This window comes from Pseudomonas sp. NBRC 111139, assembly GCF_001753955.1.
Taxonomy (GTDB): Bacteria; Pseudomonadota; Gammaproteobacteria; order Pseudomonadales; family Pseudomonadaceae; genus Aquipseudomonas; species Aquipseudomonas alloputida.
On record NZ_BCBP01000035.1, the window covers coordinates 32,401 to 49,976 of the forward strand.

The following is a 17,576-nucleotide window of genomic DNA, read 5'->3' on the forward strand; positions in this document are numbered from 1 at the left end:
CTTGACCTGTGCAATGGAAGACCTTGTGACTGCACCCACGCCACTGGACAAGCGCTGGCTCACCGAAGCGGTACGCCTGCGCGAAGAACATGCCGGCCCGCTGGAAGACCAGGAAGCCAACCGCTACGCCCGCCAGCTAGGTGGCGACCTGGTCACGCGCATCGAAACACGTGCGCTGTTCCTGGCCGAGCGCGATGACATGACCGGCGCCCTGCGCCATTGGAAGCAGGGCGCGCGCCTGGCGCTGCTGGCCTTGTTGCTGATGGCCGTGCTCAGCGGCGCGGGCCTGGGGCTGGCCGCCCTCGGTGACGGGCAGCGCCCGGTGAATGTGTTCTGGGCGCTGGGCAGCCTGCTCGGGCTGAACCTGCTGATGCTACTTGGCTGGGGCATGGGTTTTGCCCTGAGCGGCGAGCATGGCGCAGGGCTGGGCCGCTTGTGGCTGTGGCTAAGCGAACGCTTTGCCCGCGATGCCAAGGCCGCGCACCTGGCGCCAGCGCTGCTGGTGCTGCTGCAACGTCAACGCCTCAACCGGTGGCTGCTCGGCCTGTTGGTACACGGCCTGTGGCTGCTGGCGATGCTCACCGCGCTGGGCATGCTACTGGTCTTGCTGGCGACCCGGCGCTATGGCTTTGTCTGGGAAACCACCTTGCTCGCCGCCGAGCCGTTCATTCACCTGACCCAAGCGCTGGGCGTCCTCCCCTCGTTGCTGGGCTTCGCCGTGCCCGACGAAGCCATGATCCGCGCCAGCGGCGACAGCCTGCCAGCCCTGGACGTGGCCCGCCAGGCCTGGGCCAGCTGGCTGCTCGGCGTGGTGCTGGTATACGGCCTGCTGCCCCGCCTGCTGCTGGCCGGGCTATGCCTGTGGCGCTGGCGCCAGGGCCGTGAACGCCTGACGCTGGACCTGGGGTTGCCCGGCTACGCGCAACTGCGCGAGGCACTGATGCCGCGCAGCGAACGCATGGGCGTGCAGGATGCTGCCCCGCAAGCCTTGCCGCAGTTTGCCGCCGGGCAGCTGGAAAGCGGCAGCAGCGGTGCCCTGCTGGTGGGCCTGGAGCTGGACGACCAGCGCCCCTGGCCACCCGCCCTGCCCAAAAGCGTGACCGATGCCGGCGTGCTCGACAGCCGCGAATCACGCAACCGGCTGTTGGAACAGCTCAGCCGCTTCCCACCGGCACGCCTGGCCATCGCCTGCGACCCACGTCGCTCGCCGGACCGCGGCAGTTTGGCGCTGCTCGCCGAACTGGCGCGCAATGCCGGCGCAACCCGTATCTGGCTGCTGCAGGCTGCACCAGGCCAGCCCCTCGATGCCGAGCGCCTGGGCGATTGGCACGAAGCCCTTGACCGCCTTGGCCTGCAACATGCCGACACCTCACCGCTGACCTGGCTGGAGCATGGCCATGACTGAGCCACTGAAACTGGCCGTGGTCGGCCATACCAATGTTGGCAAAACCTCGCTACTGCGCACCCTGACCCGCGACGTCGGTTTTGGCGAAGTGTCCCACCGCCCCAGCACTACCCGCCATGTGGAAGGTGCGCGGCTGTCTGTGGACGGTGAACCCTTGCTGGAGCTGTACGACACGCCCGGCCTGGAAGATGCCATCGCCCTGCTCGACTACCTTGAACGTCTGGAACGCCCGGGCGAGCGCCTGGACGGCCCGGCCCGGCTGGAGCGTTTTCTGCAGGGCAGCGAAGCGCGCCAACGTTTCGAGCAGGAGGCCAAGGTATTGCGCCAACTGCTGGCCAGTAATGCCGGGCTGTATGTAATCGATGCGCGCGAGCCGGTGCTGGCCAAGTACCGCGACGAACTGGAAGTACTGGCCAACTGCGGCAAGCCGTTGCTGCCGGTGCTCAACTTCGTCGCCAGTAGCCAGCACCGCGAACCGGAATGGCGTGAAGCCCTTGCCCGGCTTGGGCTTCACGCATTGGTGCGGTTCGACAGCGTGGCCCCGCCGGAAGATGGCGAGCGCCGTTTGTATGAAAGCCTGGCGCTGCTGCTGGAAAACGCCCGCCCGGCGCTGCAACGGCTGATCGACGACCAACAGGCGCAGCGCTTGGCACGCCGGCACAGCGGCAAGCGCCTGATCGCCGAACTGCTGCTCGATTGCGCTGCATGCCGGCGCAGTGTCGAGGCCGAACCGGCGGCAGAAGCCCGGGCCATCGCGGCGCTGCGCCAGGACATTCGCCAACGTGAACAACGCTGCGTCGAAGCCTTGCTCAAGCTGTATGCCTTCCGACGCGAGGATGCCCATGCCAGCGACCTGCCGTTGCTGGACGGCCGCTGGGGCGATGATTTGTTCAATTCAGAGACGTTGAAACTGCTGGGCGTGCGCCTGGGCAGCGGTGTGGCGGCGGGTGCTGCGGCCGGTGCCGGGGTCGATTTGCTGGTTGGTGGCCTTACCCTCGGCGCAGCGGCGCTGGCCGGGGCGATTGCCGGTGGCGCGCTGCAGACGGCGCGCAACTATGGGGCACGGTTGATGGGCAAGCTCAAGGGCAAGCGCGAGCTGACCGTGGACGACACTGTATTGCGTTTGCTGGCCTTGCGTCAGCAGCAGTTGATGGTGGCGCTGGATAACCGCGGGCATGCGGCGCAGGACAGCATCAGGCTGGGTGAGCTGGATGAAAAGGCCTGGCGTGAGGGCAAGTTGCCGGAGGCGCTGGTCAAGGCGCGGGCGCACCCGCAATGGTCCACCCTGAATCCCGGGGCGAAGCTGAATCAGGCTGAGCGGCAGGAACAGCTGGAGGCGCTGGTTTCACAGATTTGAGCCAGCAGGGTCGACCCTTTCGCGGGTAAACCCGCTCCTACGGCGGCCTGTGTAGTGTGCCCACCCCCAATCTGCGTAGGAGCGGGTTTACCCGCGAATACGGTGGCGGCGGCAACGGTGAACGGCGGGTGGAGATTGGCCAGCAGGGCCGGCCTCTTCGCGGGTGAACCCGCACCTACACGGCGGCCTGTGTCCAACCCCCGATGTGTGCCCACCACCAATCTGTGTAGGAGCGGGTTTACCCGCGAAGAGGCCGGCCCTGCAATAGTGAAGCGTTACTGCTGGGCCACCTTCTCCGACTTGCCGTCATAGCGCTTGCGCCATTCGGCCAGAATCTGGTCACGGTTTTTAGAAGCCCAGACAAAGTCGTTCTTGATCAACCGCTGCTCATAATCCGCCGGCAGCTCGGTTTGCGGCTTGGCGATGCCCGGCGCGGCCAGTACGGCGAAGTTTTCCTTGTACAGCTCCATGGCCGCCGGGCTGGCCGAGAAATCGGCCAGGCGCTTGGCCGCATCGGCCTTGGGCGAGCCTTTGATCACTGCGGTTGCCTCGATCTCCCAGCCCAAACCCTCCTTTGGCAACACGATGTCCAACGGCGCGCCTTGGCGCTTGAGCTGAACGGCCGGGTATTCGAACGAAATACCGATCGGGAACTCGCCCGCCGCCGCCAACTTGCACGGTTTGGAGCCGGAATGGACGTACTGGCCGATGTTCTGGTGCAGCGCATCCATGTAGGCCCAGCCCTGCGGCTCGCCAAAGGTTTGCAACCAGGCACTGACATCCAGGAAGCCGGTGCCGGACGAGGCCGGGTTGGGCATGACAATCTTGCCTTTGTACTCAGGCTTGGTCAGGTCCTGCCAGCTCACCGGTTTGCTCAGGCCCTGTTTCTCGGCCTCGATGGTGTTAAAGCAAATGGTGGCGGCCCACACGTCCATGCCGACCCAGGCTGGCGGGTTGGCGGCGTCACGATAATTGCCGGAAATCTTGCCCAGGTCCTTGGGCGCATAAGCTTCGAGCATGCCGTTCTGATCGAGGATGGCCAGGCTCGATGCCGCCAGCCCCCACACAGCGTCGGCTTGCGGGCGCTCTTTCTCCGCCAGCAGCTTGGCAGTGATGATGCCGGTGGAATCACGCACCCACTTGATCTCGATATCCGGGTTGGCTTTCTCGAAGGCCTGTTTGTAGGTTTTCAGCTGCTCGGCTTCCAGAGCGGTGTAGACCGTCAGCTGGGTAGCAGCGGCCGAAGCCTGCAGGCTGAACACGGCGGAAACGGCAGCGGCAAGGGCAATGTGCTTGTGCATGGGTAGGTTCCTTTCAGGTCAGACGGTCGCGGCGCGTTGGCGCCAGGCTTGGGAGCGGCGCAGCAGGCCGCGCGAGGCTGCAGCCAGCAACAGTGAAGCGCCGGCACTGGTCAGCAGGATCAAGGTGGACATGGCAGCGGCCCCGCCAACGTTGCCGGCGTCGTCCATGTTCAGCACGGCAACGGCAGCCAGGAGGGTGTCGGGGCTGTACAGGAAAATCGCTGCCGACACGGTGGTCATTGCCGATACGAACAGGTAGCGGATGATATCCAGCAGTGCCGGCAGGCAGATCGGCACGGTCACGCGCAGGAAGTGCCTGTACAGCGGCGCTTTCAGCGACATCGCGGCAGCCTCGAACTCGCCGTCGAGCTGGCGCAGGGCGGTGGTCGCGGTCATCTGCGCGGTGGTCAGGTAATGGGCAATGGTGCACACCACCAGCAACCCCATGCCGCCGTACAGCACATGCAGCGGGTTACCGTTCAGGTTGAAGAAGAATACGTAGCCCAGGCCCAGCACCAGGCCCGGCACGGCCATGGGGATGAAGCTGAGCAGGCGCAGCGCATGGTTGAGCAGGCGTTGGCTCTGGGTCTTCTCCATCAGGTAGGCGCCGGTAAAGATCACGATGCTGCCGATCAGTGCGGTGCCAATGGCCATGGTCACGCTATTGCGGTAGGCCAGCCAGCCGCCACCGGCAGTGTCTTCGAACAGGTAGTGGCGCAGCGACAACGACAGGTTGTAGGGCCAGAAAGTGACCAGCGAGGAGTACACCGCCATACCGATCACCACCAGCAACGCCGCGCACACCAGCAGCACAATGGTCAGGAAGCAGGCATCGCGGCCGCGTGATGGCTTGGGTTCGAACACCTGCGCACGGCCACCCATGGCGTCGCCCTGGCGTCTACGCAGCCAGGCGTCGACGGTAAAGCTGAACAGGGCCGGCAACAGCAGCACCATGCCGATCAGCGCACCACGGCCGAACTGTTGCTGGCCCACCACCGCCTTGTAAGCTTCCAGCGCCAGCACTTGATAATCGCCCCCCACCACGACCGGTACACCGAAGTCTGTGATAGTCAGCGTGAATACCAGGCAGAACGCCGCGAATACTGCCTGGCGCGAGGCTGGCCAGGTGATGCTGGTGAACGCCCGCCACGAGCCTGCCCCCATGCTGGAGGCCGCATCGAACAGGCGAGCATCGGCCAGTGACAGTGCCGACAGCAGAATCATCAGCGCATGCGGGAAGGTGTAGATGGCCTCGCCCAGCACGATGCCCCAGAAGCCGTAGATATTGTCGCTGAGCAACCCACGCAGCAGGCCCTGATTGCCAAACAGGTAGACCAGGGCGATCGCCGGCAGCATCGACGGCGCCAGCAATGGCAGCAGCGAAATCCCCCGCCACAGGCCCTTGGCCGGGATCAACGTGCGTTGCAGGGCAAAGGCGAACAAATAGGCCAGCGGTACCACAATGGCCGCTACAGTGAAGGCCACCGACAGGCTGTTGCCAAGCAACCAATGGAAGCTGGCGCTGGTGAACAATTCACGGGCCGCCAGCAAGCCACCGCCCTGGCCCGCTTCACCGCTGAAACCACGCCAGAAGATCGCCAGCAACGGCATCAGCACGGCCAGCACCAACAGAATCAGCAGCAGGCTCTTGCCGCCGATGACGAACAGCCGGTCACCCAGGGCGATGCCTGCACGCGGCGCGACGTTGGCCTGGCTCAACGGCAGGGACATTGGCGCGGCCATCTCAGGCAAACACCTGCAGGCTCTGCGGCGGCAATGCCACCCAGATGTCCTGCGAACCCAGGCGCGGCATGGCCTCGGGGGCCAGTTCGGCCAGCAGGGCATGGCCTGGCAGGGCCTTGAGTTCAAAGCTCATGCGGCAGCGGTTACCGAGGAAGGTGATTTCGCGGACCATGGCCGGGAACAGGTTTTCTTCGTGCACCACCGGGTTGACCGTGATCGCCTCCGGGCGGCAGAACAGCCGGCCACTGCTGGCCTGGGCTGAACCCGGCGCCAGGCGCATGTTCATGTCGCCGACCAGGGCATGGCTGTCGCTGCGGCGCTGGAACGGCAGCCAGTTGCCCTGGCCGACGAACTCGGCCACGAACGGCGTGGCCGGGTGGTCGTAGATTTCCTGCGGGGTGGCGTACTGCTCGACCTGACCGTTGTTCATCACCGCAATGCGGTCGGCCATCAACATGGCCTCGTCCTGGTTGTGGGTAACCATCAACGTGGTGATGCCCAGTTGGCGCTGCAGCTGACGCAGTTCGGTGCACAAGTGCTCGCGCACCCGGGCGTCCAGCGCCGACATCGGCTCATCGAGCAGCAGCAGCGATGGCGACGGTGCCAGCGCGCGGGCCAGGGCCACACGTTGCTGCTGGCCACCGGAGAGCTGGCCTGGGTACTTCTTCTCGCTGCCAGACAGGCCAACCAGTTCGAGCATTTCGGCCACCCGCTGACGGCCCTGCTCGCGACCACTGCCCGTCAGGCCATAGGCGATATTGGCTTCGACGGTAAGGTTGGGAAACAGCGCATAGGACTGGAACAGGATGCCGTAGTCCCGCGCCTGGGGTGACAGCTTGGAGATATCGCGTTCGCCGATGTACAGCGTACCGCGGTCCTGGCGCTCCAGGCCGGCAATGCAGCGCAGCAGCGTGGTCTTGCCACAACCGGACGGGCCGAGCAGGCACACCAGTTCGCCCGCGGCGATGTCCAGCGAGACATCGTTGAGCGCCGTAAAGGCACCGAAGCGCTTGTGGATGTTGCACACTTTTATCTGTGCGCCGGGGGTGGTGTGGTTCATGGCATGGCCTCATCGAAGAGATGGGGCCATGCTAGGCAGGCTGTGCGAAGGTTCTGTGGCTTTAAGGCAAAAGCCGGTGATAGTGGTATAGGCAGATTTAGTAGTGGCCTGTGCCGGCCTCTTCGCGGGTAAACCCGCTCCTACAACGGCATGCATGTTCGCGGAAAATGCAGGCACGCGGGTACGCTGAAATGTAGGAGCGGGTTTACCCGCGAAGAAGCCAGCAAAAATCTAGAACTGCGAACCGGCCACTTCCTGCGCCACCCCCAGGAATGCCGCCGGCAACCGGGCCTGGCGCCGCTCCTTCAGGCAATACAGGTACTCGTGCATCACCGGCGCATTCTCCAGCGCCAGCACCCGGAGTTCGGGGTTGTGCGGCACCTCATGACGGGCAATCACGCTGATGCCGATATTGCGCAGCACCGCTTCGCGGATCGACTCGCGACTGCCGATCTCCATCAGGGCGCCGGCCTTGACCCCGGCCTCCTGCATCATCTGCTCGGTCAGCTTGCGTGTGGTCGAGCCCTTCTCGCGCATCAGCAGGCAATGCCCCGACACCACCTCGATCGACACCGTCTGGCGTTGGGCCAGAGGGTGGTTGCGGTGCACCGCCACCACCAAGGGGTCAGTGCCCAGTATCCGCCGCACCAACCGCGCGTCCTCCACCCATTGCGACGACGCGGCAATATCCACCCGGTAATCCTCGAGCATTTCCAGCACCTGCTGCGAGTTGCCGATCTCCACCGCCACTTCAACCTGCGGCAAGCGTTCGCGATAGATCTTGACCAGGTCGAGAATGTAGTAAGGCGCAGTGGCCGCAATGCGCAGGCTGCCCTGGGCCTGACCACTGTTGCGCAGCTCGAACTCGATGTCGGCTTCCTGCTGCAGCAGCGCCTTGACCATCGGCAGCAGGCGTAAGCCCTCCTCGCTCAACACCAGGCGCCGCCCGCCGCGGTAGAACAACTCCACGGCGTACTGGCCTTCCAGGCTGCGGATCTGCGTGGTCACCGTGGGCTGGCTGAGGCCTAGCTTCTTCGCCGCCTGGGTAATGCTGCCCAGACGGGCCACCATGTAGAAGGCCTTCAGCTCGGAACTCAGCATGCACGTCCTCTATTTGCGCAAAAGGCGCAAGCCGTTGAACACCACCAGCAAGCTCACGCCCATATCAGCGAACACCGCCATCCACATCGTGGCCATGCCGGCAAAGGTGATCGCCAGAAATATCGCCTTGATGCCCAACGCCAGAACGATGTTCTGCATGAGGATCGCCGCACTTTGGCGCGACAGCCTGACGAAGGCCGGGATTTTGCGCAAGTCATCGTCCATCAGCGCCACATCAGCCGTCTCGATGGCGGTGTCGGTGCCGGCAGCAGCCATGGCAAAACCGATTTCGGCGCGGGCCAGCGCCGGGGCGTCGTTGATGCCGTCACCGACCATGCCTACCCGATGGCCTTGGGCGTACAACGCCTCAATGGTTTTCAGCTTGTCGGCCGGCAACAGGTTGCCCTCGGCGCGGTCGATCCCCACCACGGCGGCAATGGCCTGCGCAGTATGCGGATTGTCACCGGTCAGCATGACAGTCTTGATACCCAGTTGATGCAATTCGGCGATCGCCTGACGGCTGCTGTCCTTGACCGTGTCGGCCACGGCGAACAGTGCCAGAGGGCCGGATCGGTCGAGCAGCAGGACCACGGTCTTGCCCTGGCGCTCCAGCGCATCCAGTTGGGCCTCCAGCGCTGGCGAACACAGCCCCAGTTCCTCGACCAGGCGATGGTTGCCCAAGTGGTAGACCTCACCGGCGATGACACCACGCACGCCACGCCCGGCCAGGGCGGCGAAGTCACTGACCTCGCTCAAGGCCAGGCCTTGCTGCTTGCCGAACTCGGCAATGGCGCGGGACACCGGGTGGTCCGAACGCTCGCCCAGGCTGGCCGCCAAGGCTTGCGCACGGTCTTCGAACAGCGGCGCCAGCACCTTGGCGTCAGTCTGCACCGGCTTGCCATGGGTGATGGTGCCGGTCTTGTCCAGGGCCAGGAAATCCAGGTGGCGACCACCCTCCAAGTACACGCCACCCTTGATCAGGATGCCTTTGCGCGCAGCGGCGGCCAGGCCACTGACGATGGTCACCGGAGTCGAGATCACCAGCGCGCAGGGGCAGGCCACCACCAGCAGCACCAAGGCGCGGTAAACCCAGTCGAACCAGGCGCCAGCCATGAACAGCGGGGGTAACAGCGCCACGGCCAGGGCAATGGCGAATACCACCGGGGTGTAGATACGCGAGAAACGGTCGACGAAGCGTTGGGTAGGCGCCCGCGCGCCCTGCGCTTCCTCCACAGCCTTGATGATCCGCGCCAGGGTCGACTGCCCGGCAGCGGCGGTGACGCGAAACTCCAGCGCCCCCGCCTGGTTGATGGTGCCAGCGAACAGCTTGTCGCCCACCCCCTTCTCCACAGGCAGGCTTTCGCCGGTAATCGGCGCCTGATCGACGCTGGATTGCCCGCTGGTCACTTCACCGTCCAGGCCGATGCGCTCACCGGGGCGCACCCGCACCAGTGCGCCGATGGCCACCTCACGCACTTCCAGCTCGCGCCACTGGCCATCGGCCTGCTGCACCGTAGCCATGTCCGGGGTCAGCTGCATCAACCCGCCAATGGCATTGCGCGCACGGTCCAGCGAGCGCGCTTCGATCAGTTCGGCAACGGTGAACAGCACCATCACCATAGCCGCTTCCGGCCACTGGCCGATCAATACGGCCCCCGTCACGGCGATACTCATCAGCGCATTGATGTTGAGGTTACGGTTTTTCAGGGCAATCCAGCCCTTCTTGTAGGTACCCAGGCCGCAACCGAGGATCGCGGCAAGCGCCAGCCCCGCCACCACCCACTCAGGGGCCAGTGCAGCAAAGTGCACGATTTCGGCGGCGATCGCGGCGACGCCCGACAATGCCAGTGGCCACCAGCGGGCCTTGGCCGGTTGTGGCACGCTGGCGCTGCCGTCGTCCTGGGCGGCAATCGGCTCGGCCTTCATGCCCAGGCTGTCGATAGCCCGCTCGATATCGGCGGTGCCGTCCAAGGTATGGCGCACGCCAAGCACGCGGTTGATCAGGTTGAATTCCAGCTGTTCGATACCGGCCAGCTTGCTCAGTTTGTCCTGAATCAGGGTCTGCTCGGTGGGGCAGTCCATGGCATCGATGCGGAAACGACTGAGTTGTGCCTGGGCACTGGCCGTTTCGCTCAGTTGCACCAGCGGCGGCGCGGTTTTGGCGCCGCAGCAGCTGTGGCCGTGGGCAGCATGGCCATGGTCGTCATCACCATGAGCGTGATCGTGCGGGTGCTTGTGTTCGTGGCTGACAGGCTGGTTCATGGGGTCATCCTTAAATTGAGCCTGTTGCCAAGTGAACACCCTGTAGCCACTATAGGGTCAAGCCACTTGCTGGAGATTTCGTGATGAAGATCGGAGAACTGGCCAAAGCCACCGACTGCGCGGTGGAAACCATCCGCTACTACGAGCGTGAAAACCTGCTGCCAGAGCCGGCGCGCAGCGAGGGCAACTACCGGTTGTACACCCAGGCCCATGTGGAGCGGCTGACCTTCATCCGCAACTGCCGCACGCTGGACATGACCCTGGACGAAATTCGCAGCCTGCTACGCCTGCGCGACAGCCCCGACGACGCGTGCGGCAGCGTCAATGCGCTGATCGACGAGCATATCGAGCATGTTCAGGCGCGGATCGATGGCTTGGTGGCATTGCAAGAGCAGCTGGTGGAGCTGCGGCGGCGCTGCAACACGCAGGGGAGTGAATGCGCGATCTTGCAGCAACTGGAGACAAACGGGGCGGTATCGGTGCCGGATACCGAACATTCGCATGTGGGGCGGAGTCACGGGCATTGAGCCAAAAGCTTCGCGGGTGAACCCGCTCCCCCAGGGACCGCGCACGACTTAGCGCCTGTGCAGTACCCTGTGGGAGCGGGTTCACCCGCGAAGAGGCCAGTTAAAACAATGGAGATCTATCAGACCGCCATCGGCGCTGTCATCGGCGCATGGTGCTCATAGCCTTCCAGCCAGAAATCACTCGGTTCGATCTTCTCCAGCCACTCCGGCTCGTATTTACCAGTCTCGGCAAACGACGGCACACGGTCGCTGATGACCAGCTTCGGCGCTTCCAGCGGCTCGCGCTTGAGCTGCTCGTTGAGCATGTCCAGGTGGTCTTCATACACATGGGCATCGCCGATGAAGTAGGTGAACCAGCGCGGTGTATAGCCGGTCAGGCGGCCAAACAGCGACAGCAGCGCCGCGCCTTCGGTGAGGTTGAACGGCGTGCCCAGCCCCAGGTCGTTCGAGCGGATGTAGAGGGTCAGGGAAATTTCCCTGGTCTCGACATTCGGGTGGAACTGGTACAGCAAGTGACACGGTGGCAGTGCCATTTCGTCCAGTTGCGCGCAGTTCCAGCCGTGGAACAGGATGCGGCGGCTACCCGGGTCGTTGGCGATGGTGTCCAGGCACTGGCGCACCTGGTCGATTGCCTTGTACAGGATGACGAACGCGACGCCGTCCTCTTCGTCCTGGGCAATACGGCGGAAACCGGCTTGCTCGGCCATTTCGATGGCCGCCGGGTTGCTCAGCGGGATGCGCTTGTAGCCCGGCCACTGGCGCCATTGCACGCCATAGATCTCGCCCAGGTCGTCATGGCCCTGACGGAACGGGTTGGCCAGCCACTGGGCGTTTTCGTTGGCGTTCTGGTCCCAGACCTTGCAGCCCAGCTCGCGGAACTCACCGGCGTTCTTCACGCCACGCAGGAAACCGACCATTTCACCGATCGCCGACTTGAACGCCAGCTTGCGCGTGGTAATGGCCGGAAAGCCCTTCTGCAGGTCGAAACGCAGCATCGCGCCCGGCAGGCTGATGGTGCGGATGCCGGTGCGGTTTCCCTGCAACGTGCCGTTATCAATGACGTCGCGGACCAGGTCCAGATACTGTTTCATGGCTTACCTGTAGCAAAAACGGCAGGGGGATCGCCCCTGCCGTGGGATTAATCAGGCGGGTTTCGCCGTGGGCTTGCGATTATAAGCCCACCAGATCAGACCGAGGCCAGCCAGGATCATCGGCACACAGAGAATCTGACCCATGGTCAGCCAGCCCCAGGCGATGTAACCCAGCTGAGCATCCGGCACCCGCACGAATTCGACGATGAAGCGGAAGATACCGTAGAACAGCGCGAACATGCCTGACACCGCCATGGTCGGCCGTGGCTTGCGCGAGAACAGCCACAGGATGACGAACAGCGCCACGCCCTCAAGGGCGAACTGGTACAGCTGCGACGGGTGGCGCGGCAACTGGGCCGGGTCGCTGAACGGCGGGAAGATCATCGCCCATGGCACGTCGGTGGGTTTGCCCCACAGTTCGGCGTTGATGAAGTTGCCGATACGCCCGGCACCCAGGCCAATCGGCACCAGCGGGGCGACGAAGTCCATCAGCTCGAAGAACGACTTGTTGTTGCGCTTGCCGAACCACAAGGCCGCCAGCATCACGCCGATGAAGCCGCCGTGGAACGACATACCGCCTTTCCACACCTCGAAGATCAGCGTCGGGTTGGCCAGGTAGGCGTGCAAGTCGTAGAACAGCACATAACCCAGGCGCCCGCCGACAATCACCCCCATCGACAGCCAGAACACCAGGTCGGACAGCTTCTCGCGGCTCCAGGTGGGGTCGAAGCGGTTGAGCCGGCGTGAGGCCAGCAACCAGGCACCGCCGATGCCGATCAGGTACATCAGGCCGTACCAATGGATTTTCAGCGGCCCGATGGCCAAGGCCACGGGGTCTATCTGCGGGTAAGGCAGCATGGAACTTCCTCTCGATTCAAATCAAAAAGCTGAGGCCGACACAGAACAGCAGGGCTGCGAACAGGCGTTTCAACAAACGGGGCGACAGCTTGTGCGCCAGGCGCGCGCCGAAGCGGGCGAAGAACATGCTGGTCACGGCAATGCCGAGCAGCGCCGGAAGGTACACGTAACCCAGGCTGTGGGGCGGCAGGTGCTCCTCGTGCCAACCCAGCAGCATGAAGCTCAGGGCACTGGCTACAGCAATCGGCAGGCCACAGGCCGATGACGTGGCCACTGCCTGCTGCATGGGCAGGCTACGCCAGGTAAGGAACGGCACCGTCAGCGAACCACCGCCAATGCCGAAAATGGCCGAGGCCCAGCCAATCACGCCACCTGCACCGATCAGCCCAGGTTTGCCGGGGACGCCGCGGCTGGCCTTGGGTTTGAGGTCAAGGGCCATCTGCGCGGCGATGACCAGGGCGAACACACCGATGATCTTTTGCAGCAGTGGCCCCTGGATCAGCGAAGCGGTCTTGGCACCGACACCGGCCCCCAGGAGGATGCCGATGGTCATCCAGATGAAGATCGGCCATTGCACCGCGCGCTTGCGGTGGTGCTCCCGCACGGCGTTGATCGAAGTGAAGACGATGGTGGCCAATGACGTGCCGACGGCCAGGTGGGTCAGCACCGAAGCGTCGAAACCCTGCAGGGTAAAGCTGAACACCAGCACCGGCACGATGATGATGCCGCCGCCCACGCCGAACAGCCCGGCCAGCACACCGGCACAGGCGCCCAACAACAGATAGAGCACGAATTCCATTCGGCGTCCCCTAGAAATCAATCCGGCATGGTAACGGAAGCCGGGCTCGGGGCTCTAGTGAACTCTGTGTCAGGATGGATCCGCATCGTTCCTGTGGGTACAGTGACAAAAAAACACAGAGGCCCAACCTATGTGCCTGATCGTATTTGCCTGGCGGCCGGGGCACGCCCTGCCGCTGATCGTGGCGGCCAACCGCGACGAATTCTATGCCCGCCCCACTCAGCCCCTGGCGGCCTGGGAGGATGCACCTGGGGTGCATGCCGGGCGCGACCTGGAGGCAGGCGGTACCTGGCTGGGCGTAGGCCCACAGGGGCGCTTTGCCGCGCTGACCAACATCCGCGACCCGGGCCAGGCGCAGGGGCCCCGCTCGCGGGGTGAGCTGGTGGCGGCGTTTCTGCAGGGCGAGCTAGGGGTCGAGGCTTACCTGGACCAGGTGGCCAGCCGTAGCGGGCAGTACTCGGGGTTCAACCTGCTGGTGGGTGATGGGCAGCAACTGGGCTATCTGCATGCCCGTGAGGCCACGCCGCGCCTGCTGAAGGCTGGGGTTTATGGGCTTTCGAACGCCGGGCTGGATACACCGTGGCCGAAGCTGGTGAAGGCACGTGACGGGCTGGAAAACCTGCTGGACACGCCGGAGCCGCACAGGCTGCTGGCTTTACTCGCGGATAACGAGCCCGCGGCTGATGGCGACTTACCCGAGACAGGCGTGGGGTTGGCAACCGAGAAGTTGCTGTCGAGCGTCTTCATCGCCAGCCAGAATTACGGGACCCGGGCGAGCACAGTGCTCATTGTGGATGATCAGGGGCAAAGACGGCTGGTTGAGCGCAGTTTCGGGCCTTTTGGCGGGCATTTGGGGGAAATTGAGTTGTTGGCCTGAACATTTGATGTTGTCTGTTCGGGCCTCTTCGCGGGTAAACCCGCTCCTACCACGTACACACATCTGGGGATGGACCCAGGCCGTTGTAGGAGCGGGTTTACCCGCGAAGAGGCCGGACCTGCTGGCCAATCTCCACCACCCGTTCACCGTTGCCGCCGCCATCGTATTCGCGGGTAAACCCGCTCCTACAATAATCGGGTGACACACATCGGGGGTTTAGGCGCAGGCCGGTTGTAGGAGCGGGTTCACCCGCGAAGAGGCCGGGACAGGCCACATCACCCTCACAAGGTTTTGTTAGCCCCAGGCCCAATCATCCGCGCCAACCCAAGGTTCTTCAGGGCCAGCTGCAGCGAGCTGTGGATAACCTGCGGGTTGTCATGGCTCAAGGCCTCGGCCAGCAGTTCCTTGGCCTTGCCCATATTGATCTGGCGCAGCATCCACTTGACCTTCGGCAGGTTGGTGGCGTTCATCGACAGGCTGTCGAAACCCATGGCCATCAACAGGACCGCTGCCGCCGGGTCACCGGCCATCTCGCCGCAGATGCTCACCGGCTTGCCTTCGCCATGGGCGTCGCGCACCACCGTGTTCAGCGCCTGCAGTACCGCCGGGTGCAGGTAATCGTACAGGTCGGCGACCCGCGGGTTGTTGCGGTCCACCGCCAACAGGTACTGGGTCAGGTCGTTGGAGCCTACCGACAGGAAGTCCACCTGCCGCGCCAGCTCCTTGGTCTGGTACACCGCCGCCGGGATTTCCACCATCACACCCACGGGCGGCATCGGTACATCGGTACCTTCGTCACGCACTTCACCCCAGGCACGGTGGATCAGGTGCAGCGCCTCTTCCAGCTCGTGAATGCCGGAAATCATCGGCAGCAGGATGCGCAGGTTGTTCAGGCCCTCGCTGGCCTTGAGCATGGCGCGGGTCTGTACCAGGAAGATTTCCGGGTGGTCGAGGGTGACGCGAATGCCGCGCCAGCCGAGGAACGGGTTTTCTTCCTTGATGGGGAAGTACGACAGAGCCTTGTCGCCACCGATGTCGAGGGTACGCATGGTCACCGGCAGCGGGTGGAAGGCCGCCAGCTGCTCACGGTAGATGGCCAGCTGCTCTTTCTCACTGGGGAAGCGCTGGTTGATCATGAACGGCACTTCGGTGCGGTACAGGCCTACCCCTTCGGCGCCGCGCTGCTGGGCACGGGCCACGTCAGCGAGCAGGCCAGTGTTGACCCACAGGGGCATGCGGTGGCCGTCGGGGGTGACGCACGGAAGTTCGCGCAGTGCATCCAGCCCTTGGGCCAGCTGGCGTTCCTCCTCGACCACTTCGCTGTACTGCTTGCGCAGCACTTCGCTGGGGTTGGTGAACACCTCGCCCTTGTAGCCGTCGACGATCAGTTCAATACCGTCGACTTTGGAGTATGGCAGGTCGACCAGGCCCATCACCGTGGGGATGCCCATGGCCCGCGCGAGGATGGCGACGTGGGAGTTGCCCGAGCCGAGTACCGAGACCAGGCCGACCAGCTTGCCTTCCGGCACTTCACCGAGCATGGCCGGTGTCAGTTCCTCACTGACCAGGATGGTGTTGTCGGCATACACCAACGACTGCGAGCGCGCTTCCTGCAGGTAGGCCAAAAGGCGGCGCCCCAGGTCCTTGACGTCGGAGGCACGCTCACGCAGGTAGTCGTCGTCCATCAGCTCGAAGCGGTTGACGTGCTCACCAACCACCTGGCGCAGGGCGCCCTGGGCCCACTGGCCGGTCTTGATGACCTCGGTCACCTCACCGCCCAGGGCTGCGTCTTCTAGCATCATCAGATAGACGTCGAACAGCGCACGCTCTTCCGGGCGCAGCTGGGTGGCCAGTTTGGCCGACAGCTTGCGCATGTCGTCGCGCACACCTTCCAGGGCGTTCTGGAACAGCTTGAGTTCGGCGTCGATGTCATCGACGGTCTTGTCCGGGACCACTTCCAGGTCGGCCGGCGGCAACATCACCACCGCACGCCCCACCGCGGCACCAGGCGAACCCGGCACACCCACGAAGCGCGCTTCCTGAATACCTTTGCCCTGACGGCCCAGGCCACGGATCGAGCCGGTAGCCTCGGCGTGGGCGATAACCCCGGCAAGCTGGGCGCTCATGGTGACCAGGAAGGCTTCCTCGCCCTCGTCGAACTGGCGGCGCTCCTTTTGCTGGATGACCAGTACCCCGACCACACGGCGGTGGTGGATGATCGGCGCACCCAGGAAGGAGGCGAATTTCTCTTCGCCGGTTTCGGCAAAGTAGCGGTAACGCGGGTGGTCGGCGGCGTTTTCCAGGTTCAGCGGCTCTTCCCGGGTACCGACCAGGCCAACCAGGCCTTCGTTGGGGGCCATGCTGACCTTGCCGATGGAGCGCTTGTTCAGGCCTTCGGTCGCCATCAGCACGAAGCGGTTGGTTTCCGGGTCGAGCAGGTAGACCGAGCAGACCTGGCTGCCCATGGCTTCCTTGACGCGCAAGACAATGATCCCCAACGCCGACTTGAGATCTTTGGCGGAGTTTACTTCCTGGACGATCTTGCGCAGCGTATTGAGCATGGCTCGGGGTCGAACTCCGTCGTCAGTCGCGCGTCAACAGACGCGGTGCTAGCTCTTTCAGGGCGCGCCGGTACACCTCGCGCTTGAATGTCACAACCTGGCCCAGCGGATACCAATAGCTCACCCAGCGCCAGCCGTCGAATTCCGGCTTGCCGGTCAGGTCCATCCGCACCCGTTGTTCGTTGCTCACCAGGCGCAGCAGGAACCACTTCTGCTTCTGGCCGATGCACAGCGGCTGGCTGTGGGTACGTACCAATCGCTGGGGTAAACGATAACGCAACCAGCCACGGGTGCAGGCAAGAATTTCTACATCGTCGCGTTCAAGGCCAACTTCTTCGTTCAGCTCGCGGTACAGGGCGTCTTCCGGCGTCTCGTCAGGGTTGATACCACCCTGGGGGAATTGCCAGGCATCCTGGTTGATCCGTCGAGCCCATAGCACCTGCCCGGCATCATTCGTGAGAATGATCCCGACATTGGGGCGAAAACCATCCGGGTCGATCACGGCAGCAACCTCGCAAACGCATGTCAACGCATTGTTCCACAAAGCTTGCGAGCGCAGCAACGCGCCCGCCAAGCTTATGTGCAGCTGCGTGAAAACTCCGTATTCTGCGGGCCTACCCTGTGGCTGATACGA

At 64.0% G+C, this 17,576-nt stretch carries 14 protein-coding genes; 4 read left to right on the forward strand and 10 right to left on the reverse strand.

Annotation, left to right across the window (positions count from 1 at the left end; all coding sequences use genetic code 11):
- Positions 1-13: 13 nt before the first annotated feature.
- Positions 14-1,405 carry a DUF2868 domain-containing protein gene (locus BJQ17_RS14155; RefSeq protein WP_070096191.1) on the forward strand — a complete coding sequence of 464 codons (1,392 nt, stop codon included), beginning with the start codon at positions 14-16 and terminating at the stop codon, positions 1,403-1,405.
- Positions 1,398-2,762: a GTPase/DUF3482 domain-containing protein gene (locus BJQ17_RS14160; protein WP_070096192.1), complete on the forward strand. Its 1,365-nt coding sequence runs from the start codon at positions 1,398-1,400 to the stop codon at positions 2,760-2,762. The genes BJQ17_RS14155 and BJQ17_RS14160 overlap by 8 nt, the downstream gene beginning before the upstream one ends.
- Before the next feature lie 275 nt (positions 2,763-3,037).
- Here the strand turns inward: BJQ17_RS14160 and BJQ17_RS14165 are convergent, their stop codons facing one another.
- The 5 genes from BJQ17_RS14165 to BJQ17_RS14185 form a co-directional block, all read right to left on the reverse strand.
- Positions 3,038-4,063 carry a putative 2-aminoethylphosphonate ABC transporter substrate-binding protein gene (locus BJQ17_RS14165; RefSeq protein ID WP_070096193.1) on the reverse strand — a complete coding sequence of 342 codons (1,026 nt, stop codon included), beginning with the start codon at positions 4,061-4,063 and terminating at the stop codon, positions 3,038-3,040.
- Positions 4,064-4,081: 18 nt separating this feature from the next.
- Complete coding sequence (locus BJQ17_RS14170) at positions 4,082-5,806, reverse strand: putative 2-aminoethylphosphonate ABC transporter permease subunit (protein ID WP_070096194.1); 1,725 nt, start codon at positions 5,804-5,806, stop codon at positions 4,082-4,084.
- A gap of 1 nt (position 5,807) precedes the next feature.
- On the reverse strand, positions 5,808-6,866 hold the full coding sequence (locus tag BJQ17_RS14175; RefSeq protein ID WP_070096195.1) for a putative 2-aminoethylphosphonate ABC transporter ATP-binding protein: 1,059 nt from the start codon (positions 6,864-6,866) through the stop codon (positions 5,808-5,810).
- A gap of 231 nt (positions 6,867-7,097) precedes the next feature.
- A complete protein-coding gene (locus tag BJQ17_RS14180) occupies positions 7,098-7,967 on the reverse strand; it encodes a LysR family transcriptional regulator (RefSeq protein ID WP_003249038.1) in 870 nt (289 codons plus the stop codon).
- Between the two features lie 9 nt (positions 7,968-7,976).
- Entirely contained in the window at positions 7,977-10,229 is a 2,253-nt protein-coding gene (locus tag BJQ17_RS14185; RefSeq protein WP_014861381.1) for a heavy metal translocating P-type ATPase, read from the reverse strand.
- Between the two features lie 83 nt (positions 10,230-10,312).
- Between BJQ17_RS14185 and cadR the strand changes: the two genes are divergently transcribed.
- Complete coding sequence (gene cadR, locus BJQ17_RS14190; protein ID WP_003249034.1) at positions 10,313-10,756, forward strand: cadmium resistance transcriptional regulator CadR; 444 nt, start codon at positions 10,313-10,315, stop codon at positions 10,754-10,756.
- A gap of 119 nt (positions 10,757-10,875) precedes the next feature.
- On the opposite strand, the gene BJQ17_RS14195 is transcribed toward cadR, so the two are convergent.
- Genes BJQ17_RS14195 through BJQ17_RS14205 form a run of 3 tightly spaced genes read right to left on the reverse strand, consistent with a single transcriptional unit; the run spans position 10,876 to position 13,504 of the window.
- Positions 10,876-11,847: a thymidylate synthase gene (locus tag BJQ17_RS14195; RefSeq protein ID WP_070096196.1), complete on the reverse strand. Its 972-nt coding sequence runs from the start codon at positions 11,845-11,847 to the stop codon at positions 10,876-10,878.
- Between the two features lie 51 nt (positions 11,848-11,898).
- Positions 11,899-12,705 (reverse strand): prolipoprotein diacylglyceryl transferase, encoded by an 807-nt coding sequence (gene lgt / locus BJQ17_RS14200; protein ID WP_003249027.1) that lies wholly within the window; start codon positions 12,703-12,705, stop codon positions 11,899-11,901.
- A 16-nt stretch (positions 12,706-12,721) separates the two neighbouring features.
- Positions 12,722-13,504, reverse strand: a complete 783-nt coding sequence (locus BJQ17_RS14205; protein WP_070096197.1) for a sulfite exporter TauE/SafE family protein — start codon at positions 13,502-13,504, stop codon at positions 12,722-12,724.
- A 130-nt stretch (positions 13,505-13,634) separates the two neighbouring features.
- Here BJQ17_RS14205 and BJQ17_RS14210 point away from each other — a divergent pair, with 130 nt between their 5' ends.
- Complete coding sequence (locus tag BJQ17_RS14210; RefSeq protein WP_003249022.1) at positions 13,635-14,381, forward strand: NRDE family protein; 747 nt, start codon at positions 13,635-13,637, stop codon at positions 14,379-14,381.
- A 281-nt stretch (positions 14,382-14,662) separates the two neighbouring features.
- On the opposite strand, the gene ptsP is transcribed toward BJQ17_RS14210, so the two are convergent.
- Together ptsP and BJQ17_RS14220 are read right to left on the reverse strand one after the other, a co-directional pair.
- On the reverse strand, positions 14,663-16,942 hold the full coding sequence (ptsP, locus tag BJQ17_RS14215) for a phosphoenolpyruvate--protein phosphotransferase (RefSeq protein ID WP_003249020.1): 2,280 nt from the start codon (positions 16,940-16,942) through the stop codon (positions 14,663-14,665).
- Positions 16,943-16,964: 22 nt separating this feature from the next.
- Complete coding sequence (locus BJQ17_RS14220; RefSeq protein WP_003249017.1) at positions 16,965-17,444, reverse strand: RNA pyrophosphohydrolase; 480 nt, start codon at positions 17,442-17,444, stop codon at positions 16,965-16,967.
- Positions 17,445-17,576 lie beyond the last annotated feature (132 nt).

Excerpts from the sequence above, each read along its gene's own strand:
- BJQ17_RS14170 (WP_070096194.1), bottom strand. The coding sequence starts at position 5,806 with ATGGCCGCGCCAATGTCCCTGCCGTTGAGCCAGGCCAACGTCGCGCCG.
- BJQ17_RS14160 (WP_070096192.1), top strand. The coding sequence starts at position 1,398 with ATGACTGAGCCACTGAAACTGGCCGTGGTCGGCCATACCAATGTTGGC.
- BJQ17_RS14155 (WP_070096191.1), top strand. The coding sequence starts at position 14 with ATGGAAGACCTTGTGACTGCACCCACGCCACTGGACAAGCGCTGGCTC.
- BJQ17_RS14195 (WP_070096196.1), bottom strand. The coding sequence starts at position 11,847 with ATGAAACAGTATCTGGACCTGGTCCGCGACGTCATTGATAACGGCACG.
- BJQ17_RS14165 (WP_070096193.1), bottom strand. The coding sequence starts at position 4,063 with ATGCACAAGCACATTGCCCTTGCCGCTGCCGTTTCCGCCGTGTTCAGC.
- ptsP (WP_003249020.1), bottom strand. The coding sequence starts at position 16,942 with ATGCTCAATACGCTGCGCAAGATCGTCCAGGAAGTAAACTCCGCCAAA.
- BJQ17_RS14210 (WP_003249022.1), top strand. The coding sequence starts at position 13,635 with ATGTGCCTGATCGTATTTGCCTGGCGGCCGGGGCACGCCCTGCCGCTG.
- BJQ17_RS14205 (WP_070096197.1), bottom strand. The coding sequence starts at position 13,504 with ATGGAATTCGTGCTCTATCTGTTGTTGGGCGCCTGTGCCGGTGTGCTG.
- BJQ17_RS14185 (WP_014861381.1), bottom strand. The coding sequence starts at position 10,229 with ATGAACCAGCCTGTCAGCCACGAACACAAGCACCCGCACGATCACGCT.
- cadR (WP_003249034.1), top strand. The coding sequence starts at position 10,313 with ATGAAGATCGGAGAACTGGCCAAAGCCACCGACTGCGCGGTGGAAACC.
- lgt (WP_003249027.1), bottom strand. The coding sequence starts at position 12,705 with ATGCTGCCTTACCCGCAGATAGACCCCGTGGCCTTGGCCATCGGGCCG.
- BJQ17_RS14180 (WP_003249038.1), bottom strand. The coding sequence starts at position 7,967 with ATGCTGAGTTCCGAGCTGAAGGCCTTCTACATGGTGGCCCGTCTGGGC.
- BJQ17_RS14175 (WP_070096195.1), bottom strand. The coding sequence starts at position 6,866 with ATGAACCACACCACCCCCGGCGCACAGATAAAAGTGTGCAACATCCAC.